The sequence below is a fragment of the Streptomyces sp. MUSC 14 genome, assembly GCF_001866675.1.
In the GTDB taxonomy this organism is placed as follows: Bacteria; Actinomycetota; Actinomycetes; order Streptomycetales; family Streptomycetaceae; genus Streptomyces.
Genome location: NZ_MLYN01000005.1, coordinates 169,687 through 192,410 on the forward strand (window position 1 = coordinate 169,687; position 22,724 = coordinate 192,410).

General features: G+C 73.2%; 16 protein-coding genes and 1 pseudogene. 7 read left to right on the forward strand and 10 right to left on the reverse strand.

The window, feature by feature from the left end; translation table 11 throughout:
• Positions 1 to 7: 7 nt before the first annotated feature.
• Positions 8 to 853, forward strand: a pseudogene (locus tag BIV25_RS46185) (AraC family transcriptional regulator); the annotation flags it as partial.
• 86 nt (positions 854 to 939) lie between these two features.
• On the opposite strand, the gene BIV25_RS00785 reads toward BIV25_RS46185, so the two are convergent.
• The 5 genes from BIV25_RS00785 to BIV25_RS00805 all read right to left on the reverse strand — a co-directional run bounded on the left by BIV25_RS00785 (position 940) and on the right by BIV25_RS00805 (position 11,368).
• Positions 940 to 2,673 carry a serine/threonine-protein kinase gene (locus tag BIV25_RS00785; protein ID WP_071370098.1) on the reverse strand — a complete coding sequence of 578 codons (1,734 nt, stop codon included), beginning with the start codon at positions 2,671 to 2,673 and terminating at the stop codon, positions 940 to 942.
• Positions 2,674 to 2,775: 102 nt separating this feature from the next.
• Positions 2,776 to 4,470 (reverse strand): serine/threonine-protein kinase, encoded by a 1,695-nt coding sequence (locus BIV25_RS00790; protein ID WP_071370099.1) that lies wholly within the window; start codon positions 4,468 to 4,470, stop codon positions 2,776 to 2,778.
• 162 nt (positions 4,471 to 4,632) lie between these two features.
• Positions 4,633 to 7,287 (reverse strand): protein kinase, encoded by a 2,655-nt coding sequence (locus BIV25_RS00795; protein ID WP_071370141.1) that lies wholly within the window; start codon positions 7,285 to 7,287, stop codon positions 4,633 to 4,635.
• Positions 7,288 to 7,450: 163 nt separating this feature from the next.
• Positions 7,451 to 9,496, reverse strand: a complete 2,046-nt coding sequence (locus BIV25_RS00800) for a serine/threonine-protein kinase (RefSeq protein WP_107485828.1) — start codon at positions 9,494 to 9,496, stop codon at positions 7,451 to 7,453.
• Positions 9,497 to 9,661: 165 nt separating this feature from the next.
• Positions 9,662 to 11,368, reverse strand: a complete 1,707-nt coding sequence (locus BIV25_RS00805; protein ID WP_079176352.1) for a glycerol-3-phosphate dehydrogenase/oxidase — start codon at positions 11,366 to 11,368, stop codon at positions 9,662 to 9,664.
• A gap of 279 nt (positions 11,369 to 11,647) precedes the next feature.
• Between BIV25_RS00805 and BIV25_RS00810 the strand changes: the two genes are divergently transcribed.
• The 3 genes from BIV25_RS00810 (at position 11,648) to BIV25_RS00820 (ending at position 14,524) form a co-directional block, all read left to right on the forward strand.
• Positions 11,648 to 12,856 (forward strand): nucleotide sugar dehydrogenase, encoded by a 1,209-nt coding sequence (locus tag BIV25_RS00810; RefSeq protein ID WP_071370102.1) that lies wholly within the window; start codon positions 11,648 to 11,650, stop codon positions 12,854 to 12,856.
• Between the two features lie 106 nt (positions 12,857 to 12,962).
• Positions 12,963 to 13,382 (forward strand): YciI family protein, encoded by a 420-nt coding sequence (locus tag BIV25_RS00815; RefSeq protein ID WP_071370103.1) that lies wholly within the window; start codon positions 12,963 to 12,965, stop codon positions 13,380 to 13,382.
• Positions 13,379 to 14,524, forward strand: a complete 1,146-nt coding sequence (locus BIV25_RS00820) for an RNA polymerase sigma factor (protein WP_071370104.1) — start codon at positions 13,379 to 13,381, stop codon at positions 14,522 to 14,524. The genes BIV25_RS00815 and BIV25_RS00820 overlap by 4 nt, the downstream gene beginning before the upstream one ends.
• A 60-nt stretch (positions 14,525 to 14,584) precedes the next feature.
• On the opposite strand, the gene BIV25_RS00825 is transcribed toward BIV25_RS00820, so the two are convergent.
• The 4 genes from BIV25_RS00825 to BIV25_RS00840 all read right to left on the reverse strand — a co-directional run bounded on the left by BIV25_RS00825 (position 14,585) and on the right by BIV25_RS00840 (position 19,359).
• Positions 14,585 to 15,709: a GuaB3 family IMP dehydrogenase-related protein gene (locus BIV25_RS00825; RefSeq protein WP_071370105.1), complete on the reverse strand. Its 1,125-nt coding sequence runs from the start codon at positions 15,707 to 15,709 to the stop codon at positions 14,585 to 14,587.
• Between the two features lie 116 nt (positions 15,710 to 15,825).
• Positions 15,826 to 17,331, reverse strand: coding sequence for an IMP dehydrogenase (guaB, locus tag BIV25_RS00830; RefSeq protein ID WP_071370106.1), 1,506 nt, complete (start codon positions 17,329 to 17,331; stop codon positions 15,826 to 15,828).
• Between the two features lie 163 nt (positions 17,332 to 17,494).
• On the reverse strand, positions 17,495 to 18,082 hold the full coding sequence (locus tag BIV25_RS00835; protein ID WP_071370107.1) for a sigma-70 family RNA polymerase sigma factor: 588 nt from the start codon (positions 18,080 to 18,082) through the stop codon (positions 17,495 to 17,497).
• A gap of 665 nt (positions 18,083 to 18,747) precedes the next feature.
• Positions 18,748 to 19,359 carry a response regulator transcription factor gene (locus tag BIV25_RS00840; protein ID WP_003948568.1) on the reverse strand — a complete coding sequence of 204 codons (612 nt, stop codon included), beginning with the start codon at positions 19,357 to 19,359 and terminating at the stop codon, positions 18,748 to 18,750.
• A 381-nt stretch (positions 19,360 to 19,740) separates the two neighbouring features.
• On the opposite strand from BIV25_RS00840, the gene BIV25_RS00845 reads away from it, so the two are divergent.
• On the forward strand, positions 19,741 to 20,070 hold the full coding sequence (locus tag BIV25_RS00845) for a WhiB family transcriptional regulator (RefSeq protein ID WP_071370108.1): 330 nt from the start codon (positions 19,741 to 19,743) through the stop codon (positions 20,068 to 20,070).
• A 65-nt stretch (positions 20,071 to 20,135) separates the two neighbouring features.
• Here BIV25_RS00845 and BIV25_RS00850 read toward each other — a convergent pair whose 3' ends face one another.
• The gene (locus BIV25_RS00850; protein ID WP_071370109.1) at positions 20,136 to 21,077 is read right to left on the reverse strand and encodes a LysR family transcriptional regulator; all 942 of its coding nucleotides are present in this window, start codon (positions 21,075 to 21,077) and stop codon (positions 20,136 to 20,138) included.
• Between the two features lie 80 nt (positions 21,078 to 21,157).
• Between BIV25_RS00850 and BIV25_RS00855 the strand changes: the two genes are divergently transcribed.
• Positions 21,158 to 21,826: an MOSC domain-containing protein gene (locus BIV25_RS00855; protein ID WP_071370110.1), complete on the forward strand. Its 669-nt coding sequence runs from the start codon at positions 21,158 to 21,160 to the stop codon at positions 21,824 to 21,826.
• A 75-nt stretch (positions 21,827 to 21,901) separates the two neighbouring features.
• The gene (locus BIV25_RS00860) at positions 21,902 to 22,675 is read left to right on the forward strand and encodes an SDR family oxidoreductase (protein WP_071370111.1); all 774 of its coding nucleotides are present in this window, start codon (positions 21,902 to 21,904) and stop codon (positions 22,673 to 22,675) included.
• Positions 22,676 to 22,724 lie beyond the last annotated feature (49 nt).

A 22,724-nucleotide genomic window follows, 5' to 3' on the forward strand; every position in this document is an offset into this window, starting at 1 on the left:
GGTGTCCATGGACGTGGTCAGCGATGCCATCTCGGCCGTCCGGGTGGGTCGGCCCTCCTCCAGCAGGCTGCGGGTGAGCGGTGACTGGGCGGTGCGGCTGGCGCCGTACGAGGGCGTGGGGTTCCACGTCGTGCTGGCCGGCGCCTGCACCCTGCTGCCGGACGACGGCGGCGCGCCGGTGCCCCTGGGCGCCGGTGACGTGGTGCTCGTGTCGCACGGCACCGGACACGTGCTGGCGGACGCGGCGGCGGGGCCGGGCGCGGCACGCCGGGCGCGACTGTTGACGGACGTGCCGGAAACGGATCTCGTGCTGCCGGGCGCCGGGCCCGAGGTGCGGCTGCTGTGCGGCAAGTACCGTCTGGACCGCAGCCGGACCCACCCCCTGCTGGCCGAGCTGCCCGAACTGGTGCACCTGCCCTATGGCGACACGGGCTCGCCCGAACTGCGCTCCGCGGTAGGCCTGTTGGCCGGGGAGCTGGACGCGGACGGCGGCCGGCCCGGCGCGAGCCTGGTCCTGCCCGGCCTGCTGGACCTGCTGCTCGTCTACATGATCCGCGCCTGGGCGGCCCGTGCGGGCACGGGCGGCTGGCCCGCGGCGCTCGCCGATCCCGCGACCGCCGCCGCCCTGCACGCCCTGCACTGCGCCCCGGCGACGCCCTGGACCAACGACCTGCTGGCCGCCCGCGCGGGCGTCTCCCGCGCCACCCTCGCGCGCCGCTTCAGCACACTGGTCGGCCGCCCGCCGATGGCGTATCTGACCTGGTGGCGGCTGACCCTGGCGGCGACCCGGCTGCGCGCCACCGACGCACCGCTCGCGACGGTGGCGCGCGAGACCGGCTACGGCAGCCCGTACGCCCTCTCGCACGCCTTCAGCCGGGAGTTCGGCATCACCCCGGGCCGCTACCGGAGCCTCGGCGCCCCGCCGGCCGGAGCTTCGCGTCACGAGGCCGAAGCCGTGACCGAGAAGGTGTCCAGTGCCACGTCGAAGTACTCCCGCGCTTCGCGCACCTTGCCGACCGGCGCCGACACCCACACGTCGTACAGCCGCCCGGCCTCCTCCCAGCACAGGTCGTAGGTGTGCCGCGGGCCCTCCGCCGCGCTGAAGCCGTCCCAGCTGAACTCCCAGAGCGCGGCCGGGTGTCCCGCGTGCACGGCGTGGGTGACCCGGCCGTCGTGGTAACCGGGGTTCGTGTGCGGGCCGTCGGCCGCCGACCGCTCCATCGCCGCCTGCGGGCCGCCCGGCCGGGCCACGCCGGCCCGGATGCCGAGGCGGAAGATCCCGCCCGGCGAAAGGTAGAAGACGCGCTCGCCCTGCGGGCTGCGGGTGAAGTCCTCCGGCACGGCGAGGGAGAATCCGGCCGGGTCCCGGGCCGTGCGGTAACCGGAGGGCGCGGTACGGGAGTCGGTGCGCGTCGGCCCCGGCGAGGCGGGCGGCGAGGATGAGGGCGAGGGCGGGCGGGTGCCGGTGCTGCCGCCACCGGTGCCGGTCGCCGGGGACGTCGCCGTACCGCCGGGGCTGCCGCCCCCTCCCGCGTCGTCCCCGTGCAGCAGCAGGGCGGCCGACACGCCGGCCCCGGCCAGCGCGGCGACGAGCACCGCCGCGATCAGCACGCCGCGGGTCGCGGTCCGGGGCGGCGGTCCGGCCGGGGGCGCGGGAGCGGCGGGCGAACGCGGCACGTCCGGCCGGGTCGGCGAGTAGGCCGCCACCGCCCCGGCCGGACGGCTCCCCGTGCGATGTCCCGTACGGCTGCCCGTCCCCGGCCGTGCCGCACGCCCCCCGCCGGTCCGGTGGCCGCGCGCCCCGTCCGCCGCGGCGGCCGCGCCGGGTGCGTCCGGCGTCCGTCCCGTCTCCAGGTACGTCCGCAGCATCTCCTCGGCGTCGGCCGCGCCGAGCCGCCGGTCGGGGTCGCGCTCCAGCAGCCCCCGTACGACGGGCAGCAGCGGCTCCGCCTCGGCGGGTGGCCGGATCTCGGCGGCGACGACGGCGTGCAGGATGCCGCCGATCGAGTCGCGCCGGAACGGCGACTCGCCGCTGAGCGCCGTGCACAGCAGCGCGCCCAGCGACCACAGGTCGGACTCCGGCCCGGTGCGCACCCCCGACATCCGCTCCGGCGCGGTGTACTCGGGCGAGCCGACGAAGGAGCCCGTCTCGGTGAGCGTGGTGGCGCCCGCGACCTGTGCGATGCCGAAGTCGGTGAGCACGACCCGGCCGGTGCCGGACTCGATCAGCACGTTCGCGGGCTTGATGTCCCGGTGCAGCACCCCCGCCTCGTGCGCGGTGCGCACCGCGCTGAGCAGGGCGACACCGATGCGCGCTGCCTCGGCGGCGTCGACCGGGCCGTACCGGGAGATCCGGTCGGCGAGCGAGCCGCCCTCGACCAACTCCATGACCAGATAGGGCCGTTCGTCCTGTTCCACGACGTCGTGCACGACGATGATGTGCGGATGCCGCAACTGGGCGACCGCCCGCGCCTCGCGGAACGTACGGTCCTGGCGGCGCCGCGTGTCGTCGTCCGGGAGCGCGTCGTCCGCGAGGATCTCCTTGACCGCGACCCGGCGCCCCAGCAGTTCGTCGCTCGCCCGCCACACGACGCCCATGCCGCCGCGCCCGATGCGTGCCTCCAGACGGTAACGGCCCGCGATCACCCGGAAGTCGGCGCCCTCGGTCCCCATGCGCCCCATCATGCCGCACCGGACCCGCGCGCTCCGGGACACCGATCAGCCAAGCAGTACCGATCGACCAGCGGTTTTCGGCCGTATCGGCCGGCGCTGCCGCTACGGCTGCTGCCAGCCCTGGAGAACCGCCTTGAACTGCTTGCCCGTCTTCGCCCAGTCCGCCGCGGGAGAGGAGATGTAGATCGCGTACTCGATGCCGTCCCGGGAGTAGTACGTCTCCTCGACGGCGCGCCGCGGTCCGGGGAAGGGCGTGTCCTTCGACTGCGCGGTCCAGGTGTACTCCCAGACCGAGCCGTTCAGGTCGCGGTAGATGTTCTTCTCCAGCTGCACGCGCTTGTAGTCGATGAGCCGCTTGCTGAGCTGCTGGTCCAGATCGAGCTGGTGCGCGTTGGCGTCCTTGAAGTCCGGGGAGCCGTCGATGGCGATGCGCACGAAGTGCTTGCCGTCGTCCGGGCTGTAGTCGACCTGCTTGAGATCGCCCTGGATCTCGTAGACCTTCCGCTTCCAGCCCTTGGGCAGGGAGAGGCTGAAACCGAGCGGGTCGGTGTACGTCCGCCAGCTGGCGGGGACCGCGCCGTCGGAGCCCGGCGTGCTCGTGTCGCTCGCGGAGGGGTCGGTGACCGGGCCCGCGCCGCCGCTCGACCCGGCGGCGCTGCTCGCCGTCGCGCCCCACTCCTGGACGGCGACCGCCGCGCCGCCGCCGAGCACGGCGGCCGTCGCGACGACGAGGGCGAGGGTGCGCAGCCGGCGCCGGGGACGGCCCCGTCCCGCGCCGCCGCGGCCCGCGGCCGTGGTCTGTCCCGCCGGTCCGGGCGGGGCGGGGGCCACGGCCGTCGGCCCGGTCATCGAGCGCCCGGCGCCCGGCGTGGCCGGTGCGTCGTAGCCGGGGACCGTCGCGCCGGTGCCGTAGCCCGAGGAGCCGGTGCTGGTGTGCAGGCCGGAGTTCTGGGTCGGGACGAAGGCCTGGGCCGCGTCCGGCCGACGGCCCTCCGCCGCCTCGGCGAGCAGCTGCTCCGCCTCCTCGGCACCCGGCCGCCGGTCGGGTTCCTTGCGCAGCAGGGCGGATATGACGGGGCCGAGCGCACCGGCGTGCCGTGTCTCGGCGGCCTCCTCCTCGACCACCGCCTGCATGGTGCTCAGCGGCGAGGTGCGGCGGAAGGGCGAGCGGCCCTCGACGGCCGTGTAGAGCGTGGCGCCGAGTGCCCACAGGTCCGAGGACGGGCCCGGGTCGTGGCCGCGCACCCGCTCGGGCGCCAGGTAGTCGACCGAGCCGACGACCTCCCCGGTGCGGGTGATGGTGGAGTCGCCCTCGATCTGGGCGATGCCGAAGTCGGTGAGCAGGACCCGGCCGTCCTTGCCGAGCAGCACGTTGCCGGGCTTGACGTCCCGGTGCAGCACACCGGCGGAGTGCGCGGCGCGCAGCGCCCGCAGCACCCACAGGCCGATCCGCGCGGCCTCCCGGGGCTCGACACGGCCGCGCTCCTTGACCTCGTCGGCCAGTGAGTTGCCCTCGACCAGCTCCATGACGATCCACGGGCGGCCGTCGTGTTCGAGGACGTCGTGCACGGTGACGACGGCGGAGTGGTTGATGCGCGCGGCGGCCCGGGCCTCGGCCCGGGTACGGGCGAGCAGCACGGCCCGGTCGCTGTCGGACACATAGAGAGCCGCCGTCAACTCCTTGACGGCGACCGTCCGGTGCAGCACCTCGTCGTGGGCGCGCCACACCCGGCCCATGCCTCCGCTGCCGATGGAATCGGCAAGCCGGTAGCGGCCCGCTATGAGCAGGCCCTGCATCTGATTCACGTTGCCCCGCAATGCTCTTGACAGGGCCAGACTAAGGACCGGTCTGCCTGCAGGGAACCAGCGGGGTACCAAGGTGACAGCACTGTGACGCTTGACGCCCGCCCAGCCGCTTCCCGTCGGTCACCCGGCGCGCTCAATCGGTGCACGCGGTGCTCAACCGGTGTAGGTGTACGTCGCGGTGGCCTGCTCGTACAACCGGGTCACCTGGTCCCGCTCGGACTCCGGACCGCGGACCTGGATGACGTGGTAACGGCCGTTCAGCAGGATCGCCATGTTGCGCACGAACAGGTCGCGTCCCTGCCCGTCGGTCCAGGTGAACTGCCCCTCGGCCATGGTCCGTCCGCCCACCTCGATGGTCCGCAGCCCGGTGGCCGTGGCCCAGCTGGAGTCCCGGTACGGCTGCAGCTCGCTCTCCTTGTCCCGCTGGTACGCCATCGGGTCGCTGCCGTATCCGGCGGCACTGTCCCGCCCCGGGACGACGATCAGCTCGAAGTTCCCCTGCGCGTACACGACCTCCCCGCTGCCGTTCTTCGGGGTGCGGCCCCAGCCCTTGGCCACGGCGATCTTGAAACCGCCGGGGTCGGTGCGCAGCGTGAAGCCGGCGGAGACGCTCGGATCGCCCCCGGTCTGGGTCTCGGTGCCGGGCGCGGACGCGGAGGGGCCGCCGTCCGCGGACTGCCCGGAGGAGGGCTGCGGGGTGCGCGAGGGCGCCGGGCCGGTCTGGCCCACGCTGCCGGTCCGGTCGCCGCCCGCCGCTCCGTCGTGCCCCTGCTTGGGCAGGAACAGCATCGCGAACGCGATCGCACCGGCCAGCAGGAGCAGGATCAGCACAAGCAGGGTCCGGCCGAGACTGCGCGGCGAACGCGCCTCGCCCCTGCTCCGTTCCGGGGACCGCTTGTGCCGGCCGTGCGGCGAGGTCTCCGCCGTCCGGTCGCGCCGGCGCCGCAGCCGCACCAGCTCGCCCCGGCGCCGGACGATCGGCAGCCGGCTCGGGTCGCTGGGCGGCACGGTCACCACGTGCGTACCGGCGTCGGGCTCGGGCGCGGACCGCACCAACGACCGCAGCCAGCCACCCAGTTCCTCGACGTCGAGCCGCTCGGTCGGATCCTGCCGGAGCAGCGACTCCACGACCGGCCGCAGCGGGCCGCACTCCTCGGCGAAGGCGGGCGGCTCGGCGCACACGAGCTGCACCAGCTCGGCCGTCGACTCCTCCGGGTACGGCGCATGCCCCTGCACCGCCCGGAACAGCAACGCCCCGAGCGCCCACAGATCGGTCGCGGGCCCGACCGGCGCCGCCAGCTGCCAGTTCTCGTGCACGGGCCCGGCCTGCTCCGGCGCCCACCGCTCGGTCACCGGCCCGACCACCGTCATCCGCACCTGCCGCGCCCTCTCGGCCGCCAGGGCACTCACGGTCCCCCGCGGAGGCCCGACAAGCACAGCGGACAGGTCCCGGGCCTGCCCACCCGACTCAGCCCCATCAGCGGACACCCCCCGCCCCCGACCACCGGAACCAGCACCGTGGACGGACGAATCCGGAGCCTGCCGGGGCAAATCGGCGCCGCGGTCCGACAGATCGCGGGCCTGTCGACCGAAATCAGCACCGTAGACCGACGAATCCGGAGCCCGCCGAGTGACATCGACACCCTGGGCGGACAGATCGCGGGCCTGGCGACCGAAATCAGCACCGTGAGCGGACGGGTCTCGGACCTGGCGGCCGAAATCAGCACCGTGAGCGGACGGGTCTCGGACCTGGCGGCCGAAATCAGCACCGTACGCGGTGGTGGCGTCGGCGGGTGGGCGGGCGCCGGGGAGTGCGGGGCGGTCGGCCTGCCGGGACTCCTGCACCCGGGCGGCAGCACGCGCGCCCGCGCGATACGCGGCGATGGCCCCGGCGCGAGCGGCCCGGATGTCGGCCCCGCTCGCCCCACTCGCCCCGTCTGTACCGCTCGCTCCGCTCTCCAGAGCCGGTGGTCCGGCCGTGTCGGCGCCGCCCGACGTCCCCTCGGCGGACGGCAGGCCGCCGGCCGCCCTCGCCTGGATCGCCGCCCGGCGCGCCGCCTCGGGATCGACGTCGGCGGACGGAACACCTCCGACCGGGCCGCCGGAAGACGCGGCGGCTCCCCCGCCCCCGTCGGTGGACGCCGCACCGGTCCCCGGCTCGACCCGCTCCGGGCCCGGTACCCCGTCCTGGCCCGGTACCGGGTCGTACCCGCTCAGTGCCTCCTCCGCCGCGCCGACCGCGAGCCCGGTCAGCATCACGCGGCCGTCGTCGCAGACGAGCACCGTACGGGCCGTGATGTTGCGATGCACCCAGCCGTGAGCGTGCAGCACCCGCAGCGCCATGAGGACGTCGGAGGCGACCTCGGCCGCCCGGTACGGGGACAGCGGCTGCTCGGCGAGGAACGCGGACAGCGGGCGCGCCGCGACCCACTCGCTGACGATCCACAGGGACCCGCCCTCGGCGAACACGTCGAAGACCTGGTCCAGCCGGGGATGATCGGGGATGCGGGCGGCCGCCTGCGCGGCCTCGACGGCGCGTCGTACGGCCGGATCGGCGGGCCGGCGGGTGGCCGTACGGGCGTCCGCCGCCCGCCGGGCCCCGCGCTCGCGCGCCGTGAACCCCTCGGGCAGTCCCTCCGCGTCGAGCACCTCGGCCTCGACGACCTCCGGCAACGGCACCTGCCGGACGAGGACCTCCTGCCCGCTGTAGGTGTCGAAGGCGCGGGTCTCGGTGAGTTCGTACTCGTCGGAGGGCGGCAGCGGCAGGCGGTAGCGGTCGGCGAGCACCCGACCCGCGTAGTCGTCCACGTTGCCTCCCCCGGCCGCCCGGTTGGTCACATCCGTTCGCCTCGCGCCCCGTTTCGCACGCTCATGCGGCTGCGTACGGTCCGCGACCATTCACGATACGTGCCGGAGGCAACCCGCATTGAGCGGATGCCGGATTGTGACGCCCCAAACCGCCGTACGGTGATTACGACTTGGGTGTGAAGGACGCCGTCAGCGTCTTCCAGGTGTCCTTGCGCAGCGCGCTGTCCCAGTCCGCGTCCTTCGCGGTGTACATCAGGCCGTAGCCGAGGCTGCCGTTGACGACGAAACCCCGGTCGATGGTGTGGTACTTGGCGCCGTCGACGTACGTGAACTCCCAGTCGGCCGTGTTCCAGTTGCGGTAGTCCGCCTTCTCTATGCGGACCTTGTGGTACTGGGAACGCACCATGTAGCGCTCCTGGTCCTTCCAGTCCGCCACCGGGTCGTCCTTGGGCGTGGTCGTCCACGCGACGAGCAGCTTCTGTCCGTCGGGGCCGGTGTAGCGGTCACCGGCGCTGTCGCTGGACCCGTACGACCAGCCCTTGGGCAGCCCGATCGAGTAGCCCTGGCCGCCCTTGCGGGTCGACACCGCGGGCGCGCTGCCGCCGCCCTTCGCGGCGGACGAGCCGGAGCTGTCGGCGGACGCGCTCGCGCCGCCGTCGGTCCGGTTGTCCGACGGCGTGCCGCCGGCGGACGACGGGCCCGACCCCTCCGCCCGCGCGGCGCCGCCCGTGCCGCGGTCCTCCTTGGTGGACGCGCTCGCCGCCGCCTTGGCCCCGCTGCCGTTGTCGCTCTTGTCGCCGCCGCTGAGGGCGACGGCGAGCACGGTGCCGAGCACGGCGAGGGCGACCACCACGGCGATGATCACCAGCGTGCGCCGGGGCACCACGTCGGTCAGCGGCGCCCTCGGCACCGGCCGCGGCGGCAGGTCCAGGTCCGGCGGCGGCATCACGGGCCAGCCCGAACTCGGCTTGCTCACGCCGGAGTTCGGCCCGCCCGCGGCGCCCGAGGCCGCACCGGTCTGCCGCGCGCCACCCGCCGCGGGCCCACCGGTCCGTCCGGCGCCGGCGGCACCGGGCCGGGCACCGCCGGTGACAGGACCGGTCGCGCCCGCGGAACCGCTCGCACCACGCGTACCGCTCGGAGCGGCCGCGGGGGGCGTGCTGGTGTCGCCGCCGCTCCGCGAACGCGTCGCGGCCGCGGCCGAGGCGGCGCCCGCCGCCTTGCGGACCGAACGCAGCGCGCCGCGCAGCTTGTCCGCGGCCTCCTCGCTCCGTCTGCCCTCGGCCGGTCCGGGCTGCGGCGGCAGCGGAACCACCCGCGTGGCGTCCATCGGCTCCGGCTCGGGCCGGCGGATCACCTTGTTGAACTCGGAGCGGGCACCGGCGTCGTCGAGCCGCTTGGCCGGGTCCTTGGTGAGCAGGCCGTAGATGACGTCCCGCAGCGGGCCCGCGTTCTTGGGCTCCTCCAGCGGCTCGGTCATCACCGCGGTGAGCGTGGCGATCGCCGAGCCCTTGTCGTACGGCGGCGTGCCCTCCACCGCCGCGTACAGCAGGCCGCCGAGCGACCACAGGTCGGCCGCCGGGCCGGGCTTGTGGCCGCGGGCGCGCTCCGGGGAGATGTAGGAGGGGGCGCCGACGAGCATGCCGGTGGAGGTGATGGACGGGTCGCCCTCGACCTGGGCGATGCCGAAGTCGGTGAGCACGACCCGGCCGTCCTCGGCGATGAGCACGTTGGACGGCTTCACGTCCCGGTGCAGGATGCCCTCGCGGTGCGCCGAGCGCAGCACGTCGAGGACGGCGAGCCCGACCTCGGCGGCGCGCTTCGGCTCCAGCAGGCCGTCCTCGCGGATGACCTCGGCGAGGGACTTGCCCTCCACCAACTCCATGACGATCCAGGGCCGGTCGTCCTCGTCGACGACGTCGAAGACCGTCACCGCGCTGTTGTTGCGGATCCGGGCGATCGCCTTGGCCTCGCGCAGGGTGCGCGTGATCAGGCGCCGCTTCTCCTCCTCGTCGATGTTCGACGGGAACCGCAGTTCCTTGACGGCCACCGTCCGGCCCAGCGTCTCGTCATCGGCCCGCCACACGGTGCCCATGCCGCCGCGGCCCAGCACATCTCCCAGCCGGTACCGCCCGGCGAGGAGACGACGCTCGCTCTTGTCCTGACGAGTCTCCTGACGAGAAGTGCCCGCCCGCTCCGCCTCCGACATGCGTCCCCTCATGCAACCCGCCCTGACAGAGCCTCCATTGTCTCTCACCCGACAAGTGCCCGACGCCCAGGGGGCCTACCTGAAGCAGCTGTTCCGCTTATCGGGATGAGGGGTCGCAAGAAGGGAGAAACCGGCACTCTGACGCGGCTTCAGTGCCTGACGTGGCTACAGCGGCACGATGTCCGGTGCCCCGAGCCGGGCCGCGTCCGCCGTCAGGTCGTCGGGCTGGAGCTGGGACTCGCGCTCGGCCTCCACCCGCTTGTCGTAGTGCTCGACCTCTCTCTCGATCTGGTCCTTGTCCCAGCCGAGGACCGGCGCCATCAGCTCGGCCGCCTCGCGGGCGCAGCGCGTGCCACGGTCGAAGGTCTCGATGGAGATGCGGGTGCGGCGGGTGAGGACGTCGTCCAGGTGCCGGGCGCCCTCGTGGGAGGCGGCGTAGACCACCTCGGCGCGCAGATAGTCGTCGGCGCCGGTCAGCGGCGCGCCCAGCGCGGGGTCGGCGGCGACGAGGTCCAGGACCTCCTCGGCCAGCGAGCCGTACCGGTTCAGCAGATGCTCGACGCGGGCCACGTGCACTCCGGTGCGGGCGGCGATGCGCGCGCGTGCATTCCACAGCGCCTGGTGGCCCTCCGCGCCCAGCAGCGGGGTCTCCTCGGTCACGCAGTCGGCGACGCGCATGTCCAGACCGTGCACGGCCTCGTCGACGGCGTCCTTGGCCATCACGCGGTAGGTGGTGTACTTGCCGCCCGCGACGACCACGAGCCCCGGCGCCGGATGGGCGACCGTGTGCTCCCGGGACAGCTTGCTCGTGGCGTCCGACTCCCCGGCGAGCAGCGGGCGCAGACCCGCGTACACACCCTGGACGTCGTCCCGGCCGAGCGGCACCGCCAGCACCGAATTGACGTGCTCCAGCAGGTAGTCGATGTCGGCGCTGGAGGCGGCCGGGTGGGCCTTGTCGAGGTCCCAGTCGGTGTCGGTGGTGCCGATGATCCAGTGCCGGCCCCAGGGGATGACGAACAGGACGGACTTCTCGGTGCGCAGGATCAGACCGCTGGTGGAGTGGATGCGGTCCTTGGGCACGACGAGGTGGATGCCCTTGGAGGCGCGGACGTGGAACTGGCCGCGCTCGCCCACCATGGCCTGGGTGTCGTCGGTCCACACGCCCGTCGCGTTGACGATCTGCCGGGCGTGGATCTCGTACTCCCCGCCGCCCTCGACGTCCTGCACACGCGCGCCGACGACCCGGTCGCCCTCGCGCAGGAACCCGGTCACGCGCGCGCGGTTGGCCACCTTCGCGCCGAAGGACGCGGCGGTGCGCACCAAGGTGGCCACGAAGCGGGCGTCGTCCACCTGGGCGTCGTAGTACTGCAGGGCGCCGACCAGCGCGTCCTTCTTCAGGCAGGGGGCGGCGCGCAGGGCGTGACGGCGGGTCAGATGCCGGTGCAGGGGCAGGCCCCGGCCGTGTCCGCGCGCCATGGACATCGCGTCGTACAGGGCCACGCCCGAGCCGGCGTAGAGCCTCTCCCAGCCCCTGTGCCGCAACGGGTAGAGGAACGGCACCGGCCTGACCAGGTGCGGGGCGAGCCGCTCCAGCAGGAGCCCGCGCTCCTTCAACGCCTCCCGTACGAGGGTGAAGTCGAGCATCTCCAGGTAGCGCAGGCCGCCGTGGATCAGCTTGCTGGACCGGCTGGAGGTGCCGGACGCCCAGTCGCGGGCCTCGACGAGACCGGTGGACAGACCGCGCGTGACCGCGTCCAGCGCCGTACCGGCACCGACGACCCCGGCGCCGACCACCAGCACGTCCAGCTCCCGCTCCGCCATCGCCGCCAGCGCTTCGGCGCGCTGCTCAGGCCCCAGAGTCGCTGTCCTCACCGCTGCCTCCCGCTGTCGCACTCGCTCGCGTCGGCCGCACCCGGCGGGCGAAGCCCGGTTCATCCCTCCTCATGCCCAAATTCTGACCGGCTTGCCCGGCTTCAGCCACCACGGACTTCCAACCTGTGGACAACTCGCGCACAACCCTCGGAAGACACACGAACACAATCACACATAACGGTCATATCTCTACCTAGGCTGACATCGTGCCCGCTCAGGCTGTCCACAGCGGTTGCGCACCTGTCCCGCTTCGGCTACTGGGAAGGACGGCTCACGCCAATGCCCGCAGACCTCGCCGTCATCGGACTCGGTCCCTACGGCTTGCCGCTCGCCCAGGCCGCCGTCGCCGCCGGCATCTCCACCATCGGCTACGCCACCGGCCCCGAGGTGGGCTCGCTCAGCCCGGCCGAGCTGCGCCGGATGCACGCCGCGGGCTTCCGGCCCGGCACCGACGCCGCCCAGCTCGGCCGGGTGCGCACCGCCGTGATCTGCGCGCCGACCCCGCGCGACGCCGACGGCGGGCTCGACCTCGGCCAGGTGGAGGCGGCCGCCCGCACCCTGGCCGAACGGCTGCGCCCGCACACCACCGTCATCCTGGAGTCCCCCGTCCTGCCCGGCACGACGGAGAAGTTCCTGCGGCCGCTGCTGGAGAAGGGCTCGGGGCTGCGCGCCGGACGCGACTTCCACCTCGCCTACGCGCCCAGCCGCGTCGACCCCGGCAACCGCGACCACACCCCCGCCGGCACCCCCAAGGTCATCGGCGGCCTCACCCCCGCCTGCACCGAGTCGGCCGCCGCCTTCTACACCCGGATCACCGACAAGGTCGTCCGCGCGCGCGGACTGCGCGAGGCGGAGACCGTGCAACTGCTGGAGACCAACTTCCGGCACGTCAACATCGCACTCGTCAACGAGATGGCCGTCCTCTGCTACGAGCTGGGCGTCGACCTCTGGGACGTCATCCGCTGCGCGGAGACCAAGCCCTACGGCTTCCAGGCCTTCCGCCCCGGCCCCGGCGTCGGCGGGCACGGCGTCCCGCAGGACCTCACCGGCCACGCCACCCGCACGCTGCGCATCGTGGAACTGGCCCAGCAGGTCAACCACCGCATGCCGCGCTACGTCGTCCAGCGCGCCGCCACCCTCCTCAACGAGTACGGCAAGTCCGCCCGGGGCGCGCGCGTGCTGCTGCTCGGCGTCACCTACAAGGCCGACCTCGCCGACCTCCAGGCCACCCCGGCCCAGGAGGTCGCGATCCGGCTGATGGAGATGGGCGCCTCGGTGAGCTACCACGACCCCTACGTGGCCGCGTGGAACGTCCTGGACCGCCCGGTCCCGCGTGCGGACTCGCTCTACGAGGCGGCCGCCGAAGCCGACCTGACGATCCTGCTCCAGCAGCACCGCACGTACGACCTGCAGGGCCTGTCGGTGAAGGCCCAGCTCCTCCTGGACACCCGGGGCGCCACGCCGACGGGGGCGGCGCACCGGCTCTGAGCGGGGCCGAAAAAAATCTCGGCCGGCGATGTCGAGAACCCGTGCCCGGCTCCGTCCCCGGGGTGAACGCGACCACAATGGGTCGCACCCGGCGAGGAGAGACACGATGGCCAAGTACCTGCTGCTGAAGCACTACCGTGGCGCCCCGGCTGCGGTCAACGACGTGCCGATGGACCGGTGGACGCCGGAGGAGATCTCGGCGCACATGCAGTACATGAGCGACTTCGCGGACCGGCTCGAAAAGACCGGCGAGTTCGTCGACGGCCAGGCACTCGCCCCCGAAGGGGCATGGGTCCGCTACGACGGTGAGGGGCGCCCGCCGGTCACCGACGGCCCGTTCGCCGAGACCAAGGACCTGATCGCCGGCTGGATGGTGATCGACGTCGACAGCTACGACCGCGCCGTGGAGCTGGCCGGGGAGCTGTCGGCCGCCCCCGGCGCGGGCGGGCAGCCGATCCACGAGTGGCTGGAGGTGCGCCCGTTCCTGACCGCGTCGCCCACCATCACGGGGTGCCCTCACACATGAACGAGGCCCTGCTGAGGAGCCTCACGCCGGGCGTGCTCGCCGCCCTCGTCCGCCGCGGAGCAGATTTCGCGGCGGCCGAGGACGCCGTACAGGACGCGCTGGTCGAGGCGGTCCGCGTCTGGCCGGCCGAGCCGCCGCGCGATCCCAAGGGCTGGCTGGTCACCGTGGCCTGGCGCCGGTTCCTCGACGCGACCCGCGCCGACACCGCGCGCCGCCGGCGTGAGGACCGCGTCGACGCGGAACCGCCCGCCGGTCCCGCGCCCGCGGCCGACGACACCCTCCAGCTCTACTTCCTCTGCGCCCACCCCTCGCTGACCCCGTCGTCCGCGGTCGCGCTCACGCTGCGCGCCGTCGGCGGGCTGACCACCCGCCAGATCGCCCAGGCCTATCTGGTGCCCGAGGCGACCATGGCCCAGCGGATCAGCCGGGCCAAGCGCACCGTCTCCGGCGTGCGCCTCGACCAGCCCGGTGACGTGGCCACCGTGCTGCGCGTCCTCTACCTGGTCTTCAACGAGGGCTACTCCGGCGACGTCGACCTCGCCGCCGAGGCCATCCGGCTCACCCGGCAGCTCGCGGCCCGGGTCGACCACCCCGAGGCGGCGGGGCTGCTCGCCCTGATGCTGCTCCACCACGCCCGGCGCGCCGCGCGGACCGCGCCCGACGGCAGCCTCGTACCGCTCGCGGAGCAGGACCGCGGCCGGTGGGACACCGCACTGATCGCCGAGGGCGTCGGCATCCTGCAGTCGGCCCTCGCCCGCGACCGGCTGGGCGAGTTCCAGGCCCAGGCCGCCGTCGCGGCGCTGCACGCGGACGCGCCCACGGCGCAGGAGACCGACTGGGTGCAGGTCGTCGAGTGGTACGACGAACTCGCGCGTCTCACCGACAGCCCGGTCGTCCGGCTCAACCGCGCGGTCGCCGTCGGCGAGGCCGACGGGCCGCGCGCCGGCCTCGCGGCACTCGCGGAGCTGGACGACTCGCTGCCCCGCCACACCGCCGTGGCGGCGTACCTCCACGAGCGCGACGGCGATCTGGCGACGGCGGCACGGCTGTACGCCGAGGCGGCCCACCGGGCACCCCATCTCGCCGAACGCGACCACCTGACGCGCCAGGCCGCCCGGCTCAACGCCCGCCGGGGTCACTGACAGGCCTCGAGGGTCCCCGCCCTCCACACCGGTGGACGGGACCCCTCGGCGTCGTACGGGTCAGCGGCGGTGCTGGCTGTCCGCGACGGTGACCTCGACCCGCTGGAACTCCTTCAGCTCGCTGTAGCCGGTCGTGGCCATGGCGCGGCGCAGGGCACCGAAGAAGTTCATCGAGCCGTCGGGGGTGTGGGACGGGCCGGTGAGGATCTCCTCGATCGTGCCGACCGTGCCGAGGTCGACCTTCTGGCCGCGGGGCAGCTCCTCGTTGACCGCCTCCATGCCCCAGTGGTGGCCCTTGCCGGGCGCGTCCGTGCCGCGGGCCAGCGGGGAGCCCATCATCACCGCGTCGGCGCCGCAGGCGATCGCCTTGGGCAGGTCGCCGGACCAGCCGACGCCGCCGTCCGCGATCACGTGCACGTACCGGCCGCCGGACTCGTCCATGTAGTCCCGGCGGGCCGCGGCCACGTCGGCGACGGCCGTGGCCATCGGGACCTGGATGCCCAGCACGTTGCGCGTGGTGTGCGCGGCGCCGCCGCCGAAGCCGACCAGCACACCGGCCGCACCCGTGCGCATCAGGTGCAGGGCCGCGGTGTACGTGGCGCAGCCGCCGACGATCACCGGGACGTCCAGCTCGTAGATGAACTGCTTCAGGTTCAGCGGCTCGTGCGAGGACGAGACGTGCTCCGCCGAGACCGTCGTACCGCGGATGACGAAGATGTCCACGCCCGCGTCCACGACCGCCTTGGAGAACTGGGCCGTGCGCTGCGGGGAGAGCGCGGCCGCCGTGACCACACCGGAGTCGCGCACCTCCTTGATGCGCGCGCCGATCAGCTCCTCCTTGATCGGCGCGGCGTAGATCTCCTGGAGGCGGCGGGTCGCGCGCTCGGCGGGCAGCCCGGCGATCTCGTCCAGCAGCGGCTGCGGGTCCTCGTGCCGCGTCCACAGGCCCTCGAGGTTGAGGACACCCAGGCCGCCCAGCTCACCGATGCGGATCGCGGTGGCCGGGGAGACGACCGAGTCCATGGGGGCGGCCAGGAAGGGCAGCTCGAAGCGGTAGGCGTCGATCTGCCAGGCGATCGAGACCTCCTTCGGGTCCCGCGTACGGCGGCTGGGGACGACGGCGATGTCGTCGAAGGCGTACGCCCTGCGGCCGCGCTTGCCGCGCCCGATCTCGATCTCAGTCACGTCTTGGCCTTTCCCTGATGCGTTTCAGCGTCTCCCAGTATCGCCGACGGGTACGACAAGGGCGGCCCCGGATGCTCCGGGGCCGCCCTTTTCCTGCCGTCACGCGTGCGCGTGCGTCACTTCCTGCTGTAGTTCGGCGCCTCGACCGTCATCTGGATGTCGTGCGGGTGGCTCTCCTTCAGGCCCGCCGAGGTGATCCGCACGAACCGGCCACCCGACTGGAGGTCCGGCACGGTCCGGCCGCCGACGTAGAACATCGACTGGCGCAGGCCGCCGACCAGCTGGTGGACGACGGAGGCCAGCGGGCCGCGGTAGGGCACCTGGCCCTCGATGCCCTCGGGGATCAGCTGCTCGTCGGAGGCGACGCCCTCCTGGAAGTAGCGGTCCTTGGAGAACGACTTGCGGTCGCCGCGGGTCTGCATGGCGCCCAGGGAGCCCATGCCGCGGTACGACTTGAACTGCTTGCCGTTGATGAACAGCAGCTCGCCCGGGGACTCCTCGCAGCCCGCGAGCAGCGAGCCGAGCATCACCGTGTCGGCGCCGGCGACCAGGGCCTTGGCGATGTCGCCGGAGTACTGCAGACCGCCGTCGCCGATGACCGGGACACCGGCCTCCCTGGCGGCGAGCGCGGCCTCGTAGATCGCGGTGACCTGCGGGACGCCGACACCGGCGACCACGCGCGTGGTGCAGATGGAACCCGGTCCGACACCGACCTTGATGCCGTCGGCGCCCGCGTCGACCAGCGCCTGGGCGCCGTCGCGGGTGGCGACGTTGCCGCCGATGACGTCGACGCCGGAGGAGTTCGACTTGATCTTGGCGATCATGTCGCCGACCAGACGGGAGTGGCCGTGCGCGGTGTCCACGACGATGAAGTCGGCACCGGCCTCGACCAGGGCCTGGGCGCGCTCGTAGGAGTCACCGGCCACGCCGACCGCCGCGCCGACCAGCAGCCGGCCCTCGGAGTCCTTCGCGGCGTTCGGGTACTGCTCCGCCTTGACGAAGTCCTTGACGGTGATCAGGCCCTTGAGGACGCCCCCGCCGTCGACCAGCGGCAGCTTCTCGATCTTGTGCTTGCGCAGCAGCTCCATCGCCTCGGCGCCGGAGATGCCGACCTTGCCGGTGACCAGCGGCATCGGGGTCATGACCTCGTGCACGCGGCGGCTGCGGTCGCTCTCGAAGGCCATGTCGCGGTTGGTGACGATGCCGAGGAGCTTCTTGTCGCCGTCCGTCACCGGGACGCCGCTGATGCGGAACCTGGCGCACAGCGCGTCGGCCTCGGCGAGCGTGGCCTCCGGGTGGATGGTGATGGGGTCGGTGACCATGCCGGACTCGGAGCGCTTCACCAGGTCGACCTGGTTGGCCTGGTCCTCGATGGAGAGGTTGCGGTGCAGCACGCCCACGCCGCCCTGGCGGGCCATCGCGATCGCCATGCGGGACTCGGTCACCTTGTCCATGGCGGCGGACAGCAGCGGGATGTTGACCCGCACGTTCTTGGAGACGTACGAGGCGGTGTCGATCTCGTCGGGCGCCATGTCCGACGGGCCCGGCAGCAGCAGCACGTCGTCGTAGGTCAGCCCGAGTGTCGCGAATTTTCCGGGCACTCCGTCGACGTTGGCAGTCATGACACCTTCCCCAAATGGCCTTGATCGGTGCGGATGTCCATGCTAACGGGAAGCGCCGCTAGCAAATTCCACGGTACGGGGTGGCTTCAGGCTTCGTATGTTCGTACGGAAGCGGAAGCGTGACGGTTCAACAAGGGGAGCTGCAGGGGCTCCGCTCAAGGTGTCACTGCTCGGCGAGCGCCCTCAGGCGGCTCAGCGCGCGATGCTGGGCGACCCGGACCGCGCCGGGTGACATTCCCAACATCTGTCCCGTCTCCTCCGCGGTCAAGCCCACGGCGATGCGCAGCAGGAGCAGTTCGCGCTGGTTCTCGGGGAGGTTGGCCAGCAGTTTCTTGGCCCACGCGGCGTCGCTGTTGAGCAGGGCGCGCTCCTCGGGACCGAGGGAGTCGTCGGGGCGCTCCGGCATCTCGTCCGAGGGGACGACCGTGGAGCCCGGGTGACGCATCGCCGCACGCTGGAGGTCGGCCACCTTGTGCGAAGCGATGGCGAAGACGAACGCCTCGAAGGGGCGGCCGGTGTCGCGGTAGCGCGGCAGGGCCAGCAGGACCGCGACGCAGACCTCCTGGGCGAGGTCCTCGACGAAGTGACGCGCGTCGCCCGGCAGCCGGGACAGCCGGGTGCGGCAATAGCGCAGCGCCAAGGGGTGGACATGGGCGAGCAGATCGTGCGTGGCCTGCTCGTCCCCGTCGACGGCACGATGCACGAGCGCACCGATCGCCCCCTGGGCCGTGCCCGCATCCTCGTCGCGCATCGGTCCATGGTGCCTTGCGGCCGTCCGGTCCGTCGCATTGTGCTCGTGGTTGTGCACCGAAGCGTTATGAGCAGGTGCGCCGGCACTCATCTCCTGCGCCCTCCCCTTCCGCTCGACCGACTCGTCCCCGAGAGACTCCACATCTCAAGGATGCGGCATCCGCGCCGAAACGAGCGTCGCGCGTACGGCGGGCCGCCTTGCGCGCCACTCGCCGAGATGTCCGACGAGGGCGTACGCCCGGGGCACGCCACTCGTGCGCCCGTACCCCGAACGGCCCCGCACGACACCGGCCCTGGATGCTCCGCTCCGGACCGGCGGACCCCGCCGACCTGGGCGTTGCCGGGCGGCGTCGCTCCTGCGGACCGGTGCGTGACGGCGCCCGTCACGCGGCGCACGATCAAGGTCCCGCACGCGGGGGACCACCCTGCCGACGAGTCGGCGCAGACGCCCCCAAATGTGACCGGGTCCACCCCGTGACGACGCCTCACAACGACTCCCCCGGGCGGCCGGGACACGCGTCCGGGGGTGTTCGCGAGCGCTCCCGGGGGCGCGTCAAGTCCCGGTGCGCGCGCGGCGGCTGCCCGGGGCGGCGGGGCCGTCGCCGGCCTCGGGCGAACCGCCCGGGGCCGACCGGTCCCGCCCGGCCCCGCGGGGCCGGGCACCGGCTACCGGACCAGTCCCCAGCGGAAGCCGAGCGCCACGGCGTGGGCCCGGTCCGAGGCGCCGAGCTTCTTGAACAGGCGGCGCGCGTGCGTCTTGACCGTGTCCTCGGAGAGGAACAACTCGCGCCCGATCTCCGCGTTGGAGCGGCCGTGGCTCATGCCTTCCAGCACCTGGATCTCGCGCGCGGTGAGCGTGGGCGCGGCACCCATCTCGGCCGAGCGGAGCCGACGCGGGGCCAGCCGCCAGGTCGGGTCGGCCAGCGCCTGCGTGACCGTGGCGCGCAGCTCCGCGCGCGAGGCGTCCTTGTGCAGGTACCCGCGGGCGCCGGCGGCGACCGCGAGGGCCACGCCGTCGAGATCCTCGGCGACGGTGAGCATGATGATGCGCGCGCCCGGGTCGGCGGACAGCAGCCGGCGGACGGTTTCCACGCCGCCCAGGCCGGGCATGCGCACGTCCATCAGGATGAGATCGGAACGGTCGGCGCCCCAGCGGCGGAGGACTTCCTCGCCGTTGGCCGCCGTCGTCACGCGCTCGACACCGGGCACGGTCGCGACCGCGCGGCGCAGCGCTTCTCGGGCAAGCGGGGAGTCGTCGCAGACGAGGACGGAAGTCATGACCGCCCTCCGCAGCTGATGCGCGTCACCTTGAGCCTCCAGGCTGGTACGGAATCGTCACCTGTGCGGTCGACCGCCCCGGACGCCTGCCCGAGTGCCGGTGTTCTCAACCGCCTCCACACTCTCAACGACGGTCACTCGAAAGAGTTACGGGGCTGCATACGGTCATCGGCACTCTACGTGAGGGTCTCGACACGGTGCAGACGCGACCAACAGACCCTCAACTTTTCATCACAACCCGTGCCCCATTCGGCCGCTTTTCTTCCCGTTTCGGGATGTCCGAGGCTAGATTCGCAATGAGTCATATTTTCATCTCCTTAGACCGGAGATGTACGGTCGTTGGCACCGTATCCGCCCAGAACGGCTACAAGGGGTCACGTAATGGCAGATTTCTCCCGCCTTCCCGGACCGAACGCTGACCTGTGGGACTGGCAGCTGCTGGCTGCCTGCCGCGGGGTGGACAGCTCGCTCTTCTTCCACCCGGAGGGTGAGCGCGGGGCGGCTCGGAGCGCTCGTGAGAACTCGGCCAAGGAGGTCTGCATGAGGTGCCCTGTCCGTGCGGAGTGCGCGGCGCACGCGCTGGCGGTGCGCGAGCCGTACGGCGTGTGGGGCGGCCTGACCGAGGACGAGCGTGAAGAGTTGATGGGGCGGGCTCGCAACCGCCTGGTGTCGGCATCGACCACCAGCGGGAACACCGCCCCGAGTCACTGAAGGAACGTTTCTTCAACTATTTCGGGCACGACCACATGCGCCCGTGACCGGTGCCGCCGCGCCGCCTACGCGCGCGTGGGCGTGCCCTCGTGGCCCTGCGTGTGCCCCTGTGCGCGCAGGGACACGCGGGCCAGCTGCTCCAGGGTCGCCGCCACGGCCGGCACCTGGGCCAGGTCGGGCAGCGTGAGGGCGACGATCTCGCGCCGTACCGCCGGCTCCAGCCGGACCGTGCGCACGCCCCTCGGCCGCACCGACTCCACCGCGAGCTGCGGCAGTACGGCCACGCCGAGGCCCGCTCCGACCAGACCGACCACCGCCGGGTAGTCGTCGGTGGCGAAGTCGATGCGCGGGGTGAAGCCGGCCCCCTCGCAGACCTCGACCAGCTGGCCCCGGCAGCGCGGGCAGCCCGCGATCCAGGGTTCGTGGGCCAGCTCGCCGATGGCGACGCTCTCCGCGCGCGCGAGGCGGTGCCGCTCGGGCACGAGCGCGACCAGCCGGTCCGTCAGCAGGGGCCGTACGACGAGGTCGTCCCAGTCCTCGGCGGCGGCCGCCCCGGCGTAACGGAAGGCCAGGGCCAGGTCGCAGTCACCCTCGCGGAGCAGCTCGACCGACTTCGGGGGCTCGGCCTCCTCCAGGGAGACGCGGGTGCCGGGGTGGGCGGCGCGCAGGGCGGCCAGGGCGGTGGGGACCAGGGTGGAGCTGCCGCTCGGGAACGAGACCAGCCGGACCCGGCCGGCGCGCAGGCCGGCGATGGCGGCGACCTCCTCCTCGGCGGCGGTGAGCCCGGCGAGAATGCCGGAGGCGTGCCGGACGAGGGCCTCGCCGGCCTGGGTCAGGCGCATCTCTCGGCCGGTGCGGACCAGGAGCGGGGTGCCGACCGAGGTCTCCAGGGCCTTCATCTGCTGGCTGACGGCGGGCTGGGTGCAGCCCAGTTCGCGCCCCGCCGCCGAGAAGGAACCGGTGGCGGCGACGGCGCGCAGGACGCGGAGATGGCGGGCCTCGATCACCTTTCGAGTATAAGCCCTGCTTGGAGATCGCGCCCGATATTCGCTCGACGCTTTGAGATGGCCTCCCGTACCGTACGCCCATGAAGGTTCTCTCGGTCAATCTGGGCCGCCCGCAGCCGGTGCCGTACACGGACCAGGCGCAGGGCGTGACGGGCATCGACAAGAAGCCGGCCGACGGTCCGGTGCGGGTGACGGCGCCGGGCCCCAAGGGGACCGGCGCGAGCGGGCTCGCCGGGGACGCGGTGTGCGACCTGCGCCATCACGGCGGGGACGAGCAGGCGGTGTACGCGTTCGCACGCGAGGATCTCGACGACTGGGAGCGCGAACTCGGCAGATCTTTGGCCAACGGTTGCTTCGGGGAGAACCTGACGACGCGCGGGCTGGACGTCTCCGGGGCACTGATCGGCGAGCGCTGGCGGGTCGGCGCCGAGCTGGTCCTGGAGGTGACCTCGGGCCGGATCCCGTGCCGTACGTTCCAGGGCCATCTGGGCGAGCGCAGCTGGGTCAGGAGATTCACCCGGAAGGCCGCGACGGGGGCCTACCTCCGGGTGATCGAACCGGGCGAGATCCGCTCGGGCGATCCGGTCGAGATCGTGCACCGCCCCGACCACGGGGTGACGGCGGCGATGGAGTTCCGCGCGGCCACCACCGAGCGGGAGCTGCTGCCGCAGCTGCTCGCGGCGGGCGAGGCGCTGCACTCGGAGGCCCTGGCGCGGGCGCGCAAGTACGTGGCGCAGCAGCGGGGCTGAGCGGCTGTCAGCCGGGTTCCCGCGCGGGGGCCCGCGGCAGCGGAGGCTGTCGGTCCGGGTCACTACCCTTGGGCCATGACAACGGCTCTGATTACGGGATCGACCGCGGGGATCGGTGCCGCGTTCGCGCGGCGGCTGGCGGCGGACGGGCAGGACCTCGTCCTGGTGGCGCGGGACGCCAAGCGGCTGCGCGAGCAGGCCACCGAGTTGCACGACCGGCACGGCATCGAGGTCGAGGTGCTGAGCGCCGACCTGTCCGAGGACAAGGGCATCGAGTCGGTGGCGGACCGGCTGGGCGACCGGAAGAACCCGGTCGACCTGCTGGTCAACAACGCCGGCTTCGGCAACAAGGGGCGCTACCTCGACGTGTCCATGGCCGACGAGCTGAAGATGCTCAAGGTGCACTGCGAGGCGGTGCTCCGGCTGACGTCGGCGGCGGCCGAGGCGATGCGCGAGCGGCACCGCGGCGGCATCGTCAACGTCGCCTCCGTGGCCGCCTTCGTGCCGCGCGGCACCTACGGCGCCTCCAAGGCCTGGGTCGTGCAGTTCACCCAGGGCGCGGCCAGGGACCTGGCCGGCAGCGGGGTGCGGCTGATGGCCCTGTGCCCCGGTTTCGTGCGCACCGAGTTCCACGAGCGGGCCGGGATGGGCACGGACAACATCCCGGGCTGGCTGTGGCTGGACGCGGACAAGCTGGTCGCGGCGGCCCTGGCCGATCTGGCGCGCGGCAAGTCGCTGTCGATCCCCGACCCGAGGTACAAGGCGCTGATGGGCCTGGTGAAGGTCACGCCCCGGGGCCTGCTGGGCGGGGTCACCTCGAAGACGGGGCGCAAGTACGGGCCGCAGTAGCCCCCGGGCGGGCACGGGGTGGTCCCCGGGCCGGCCCGGACGACGCCGT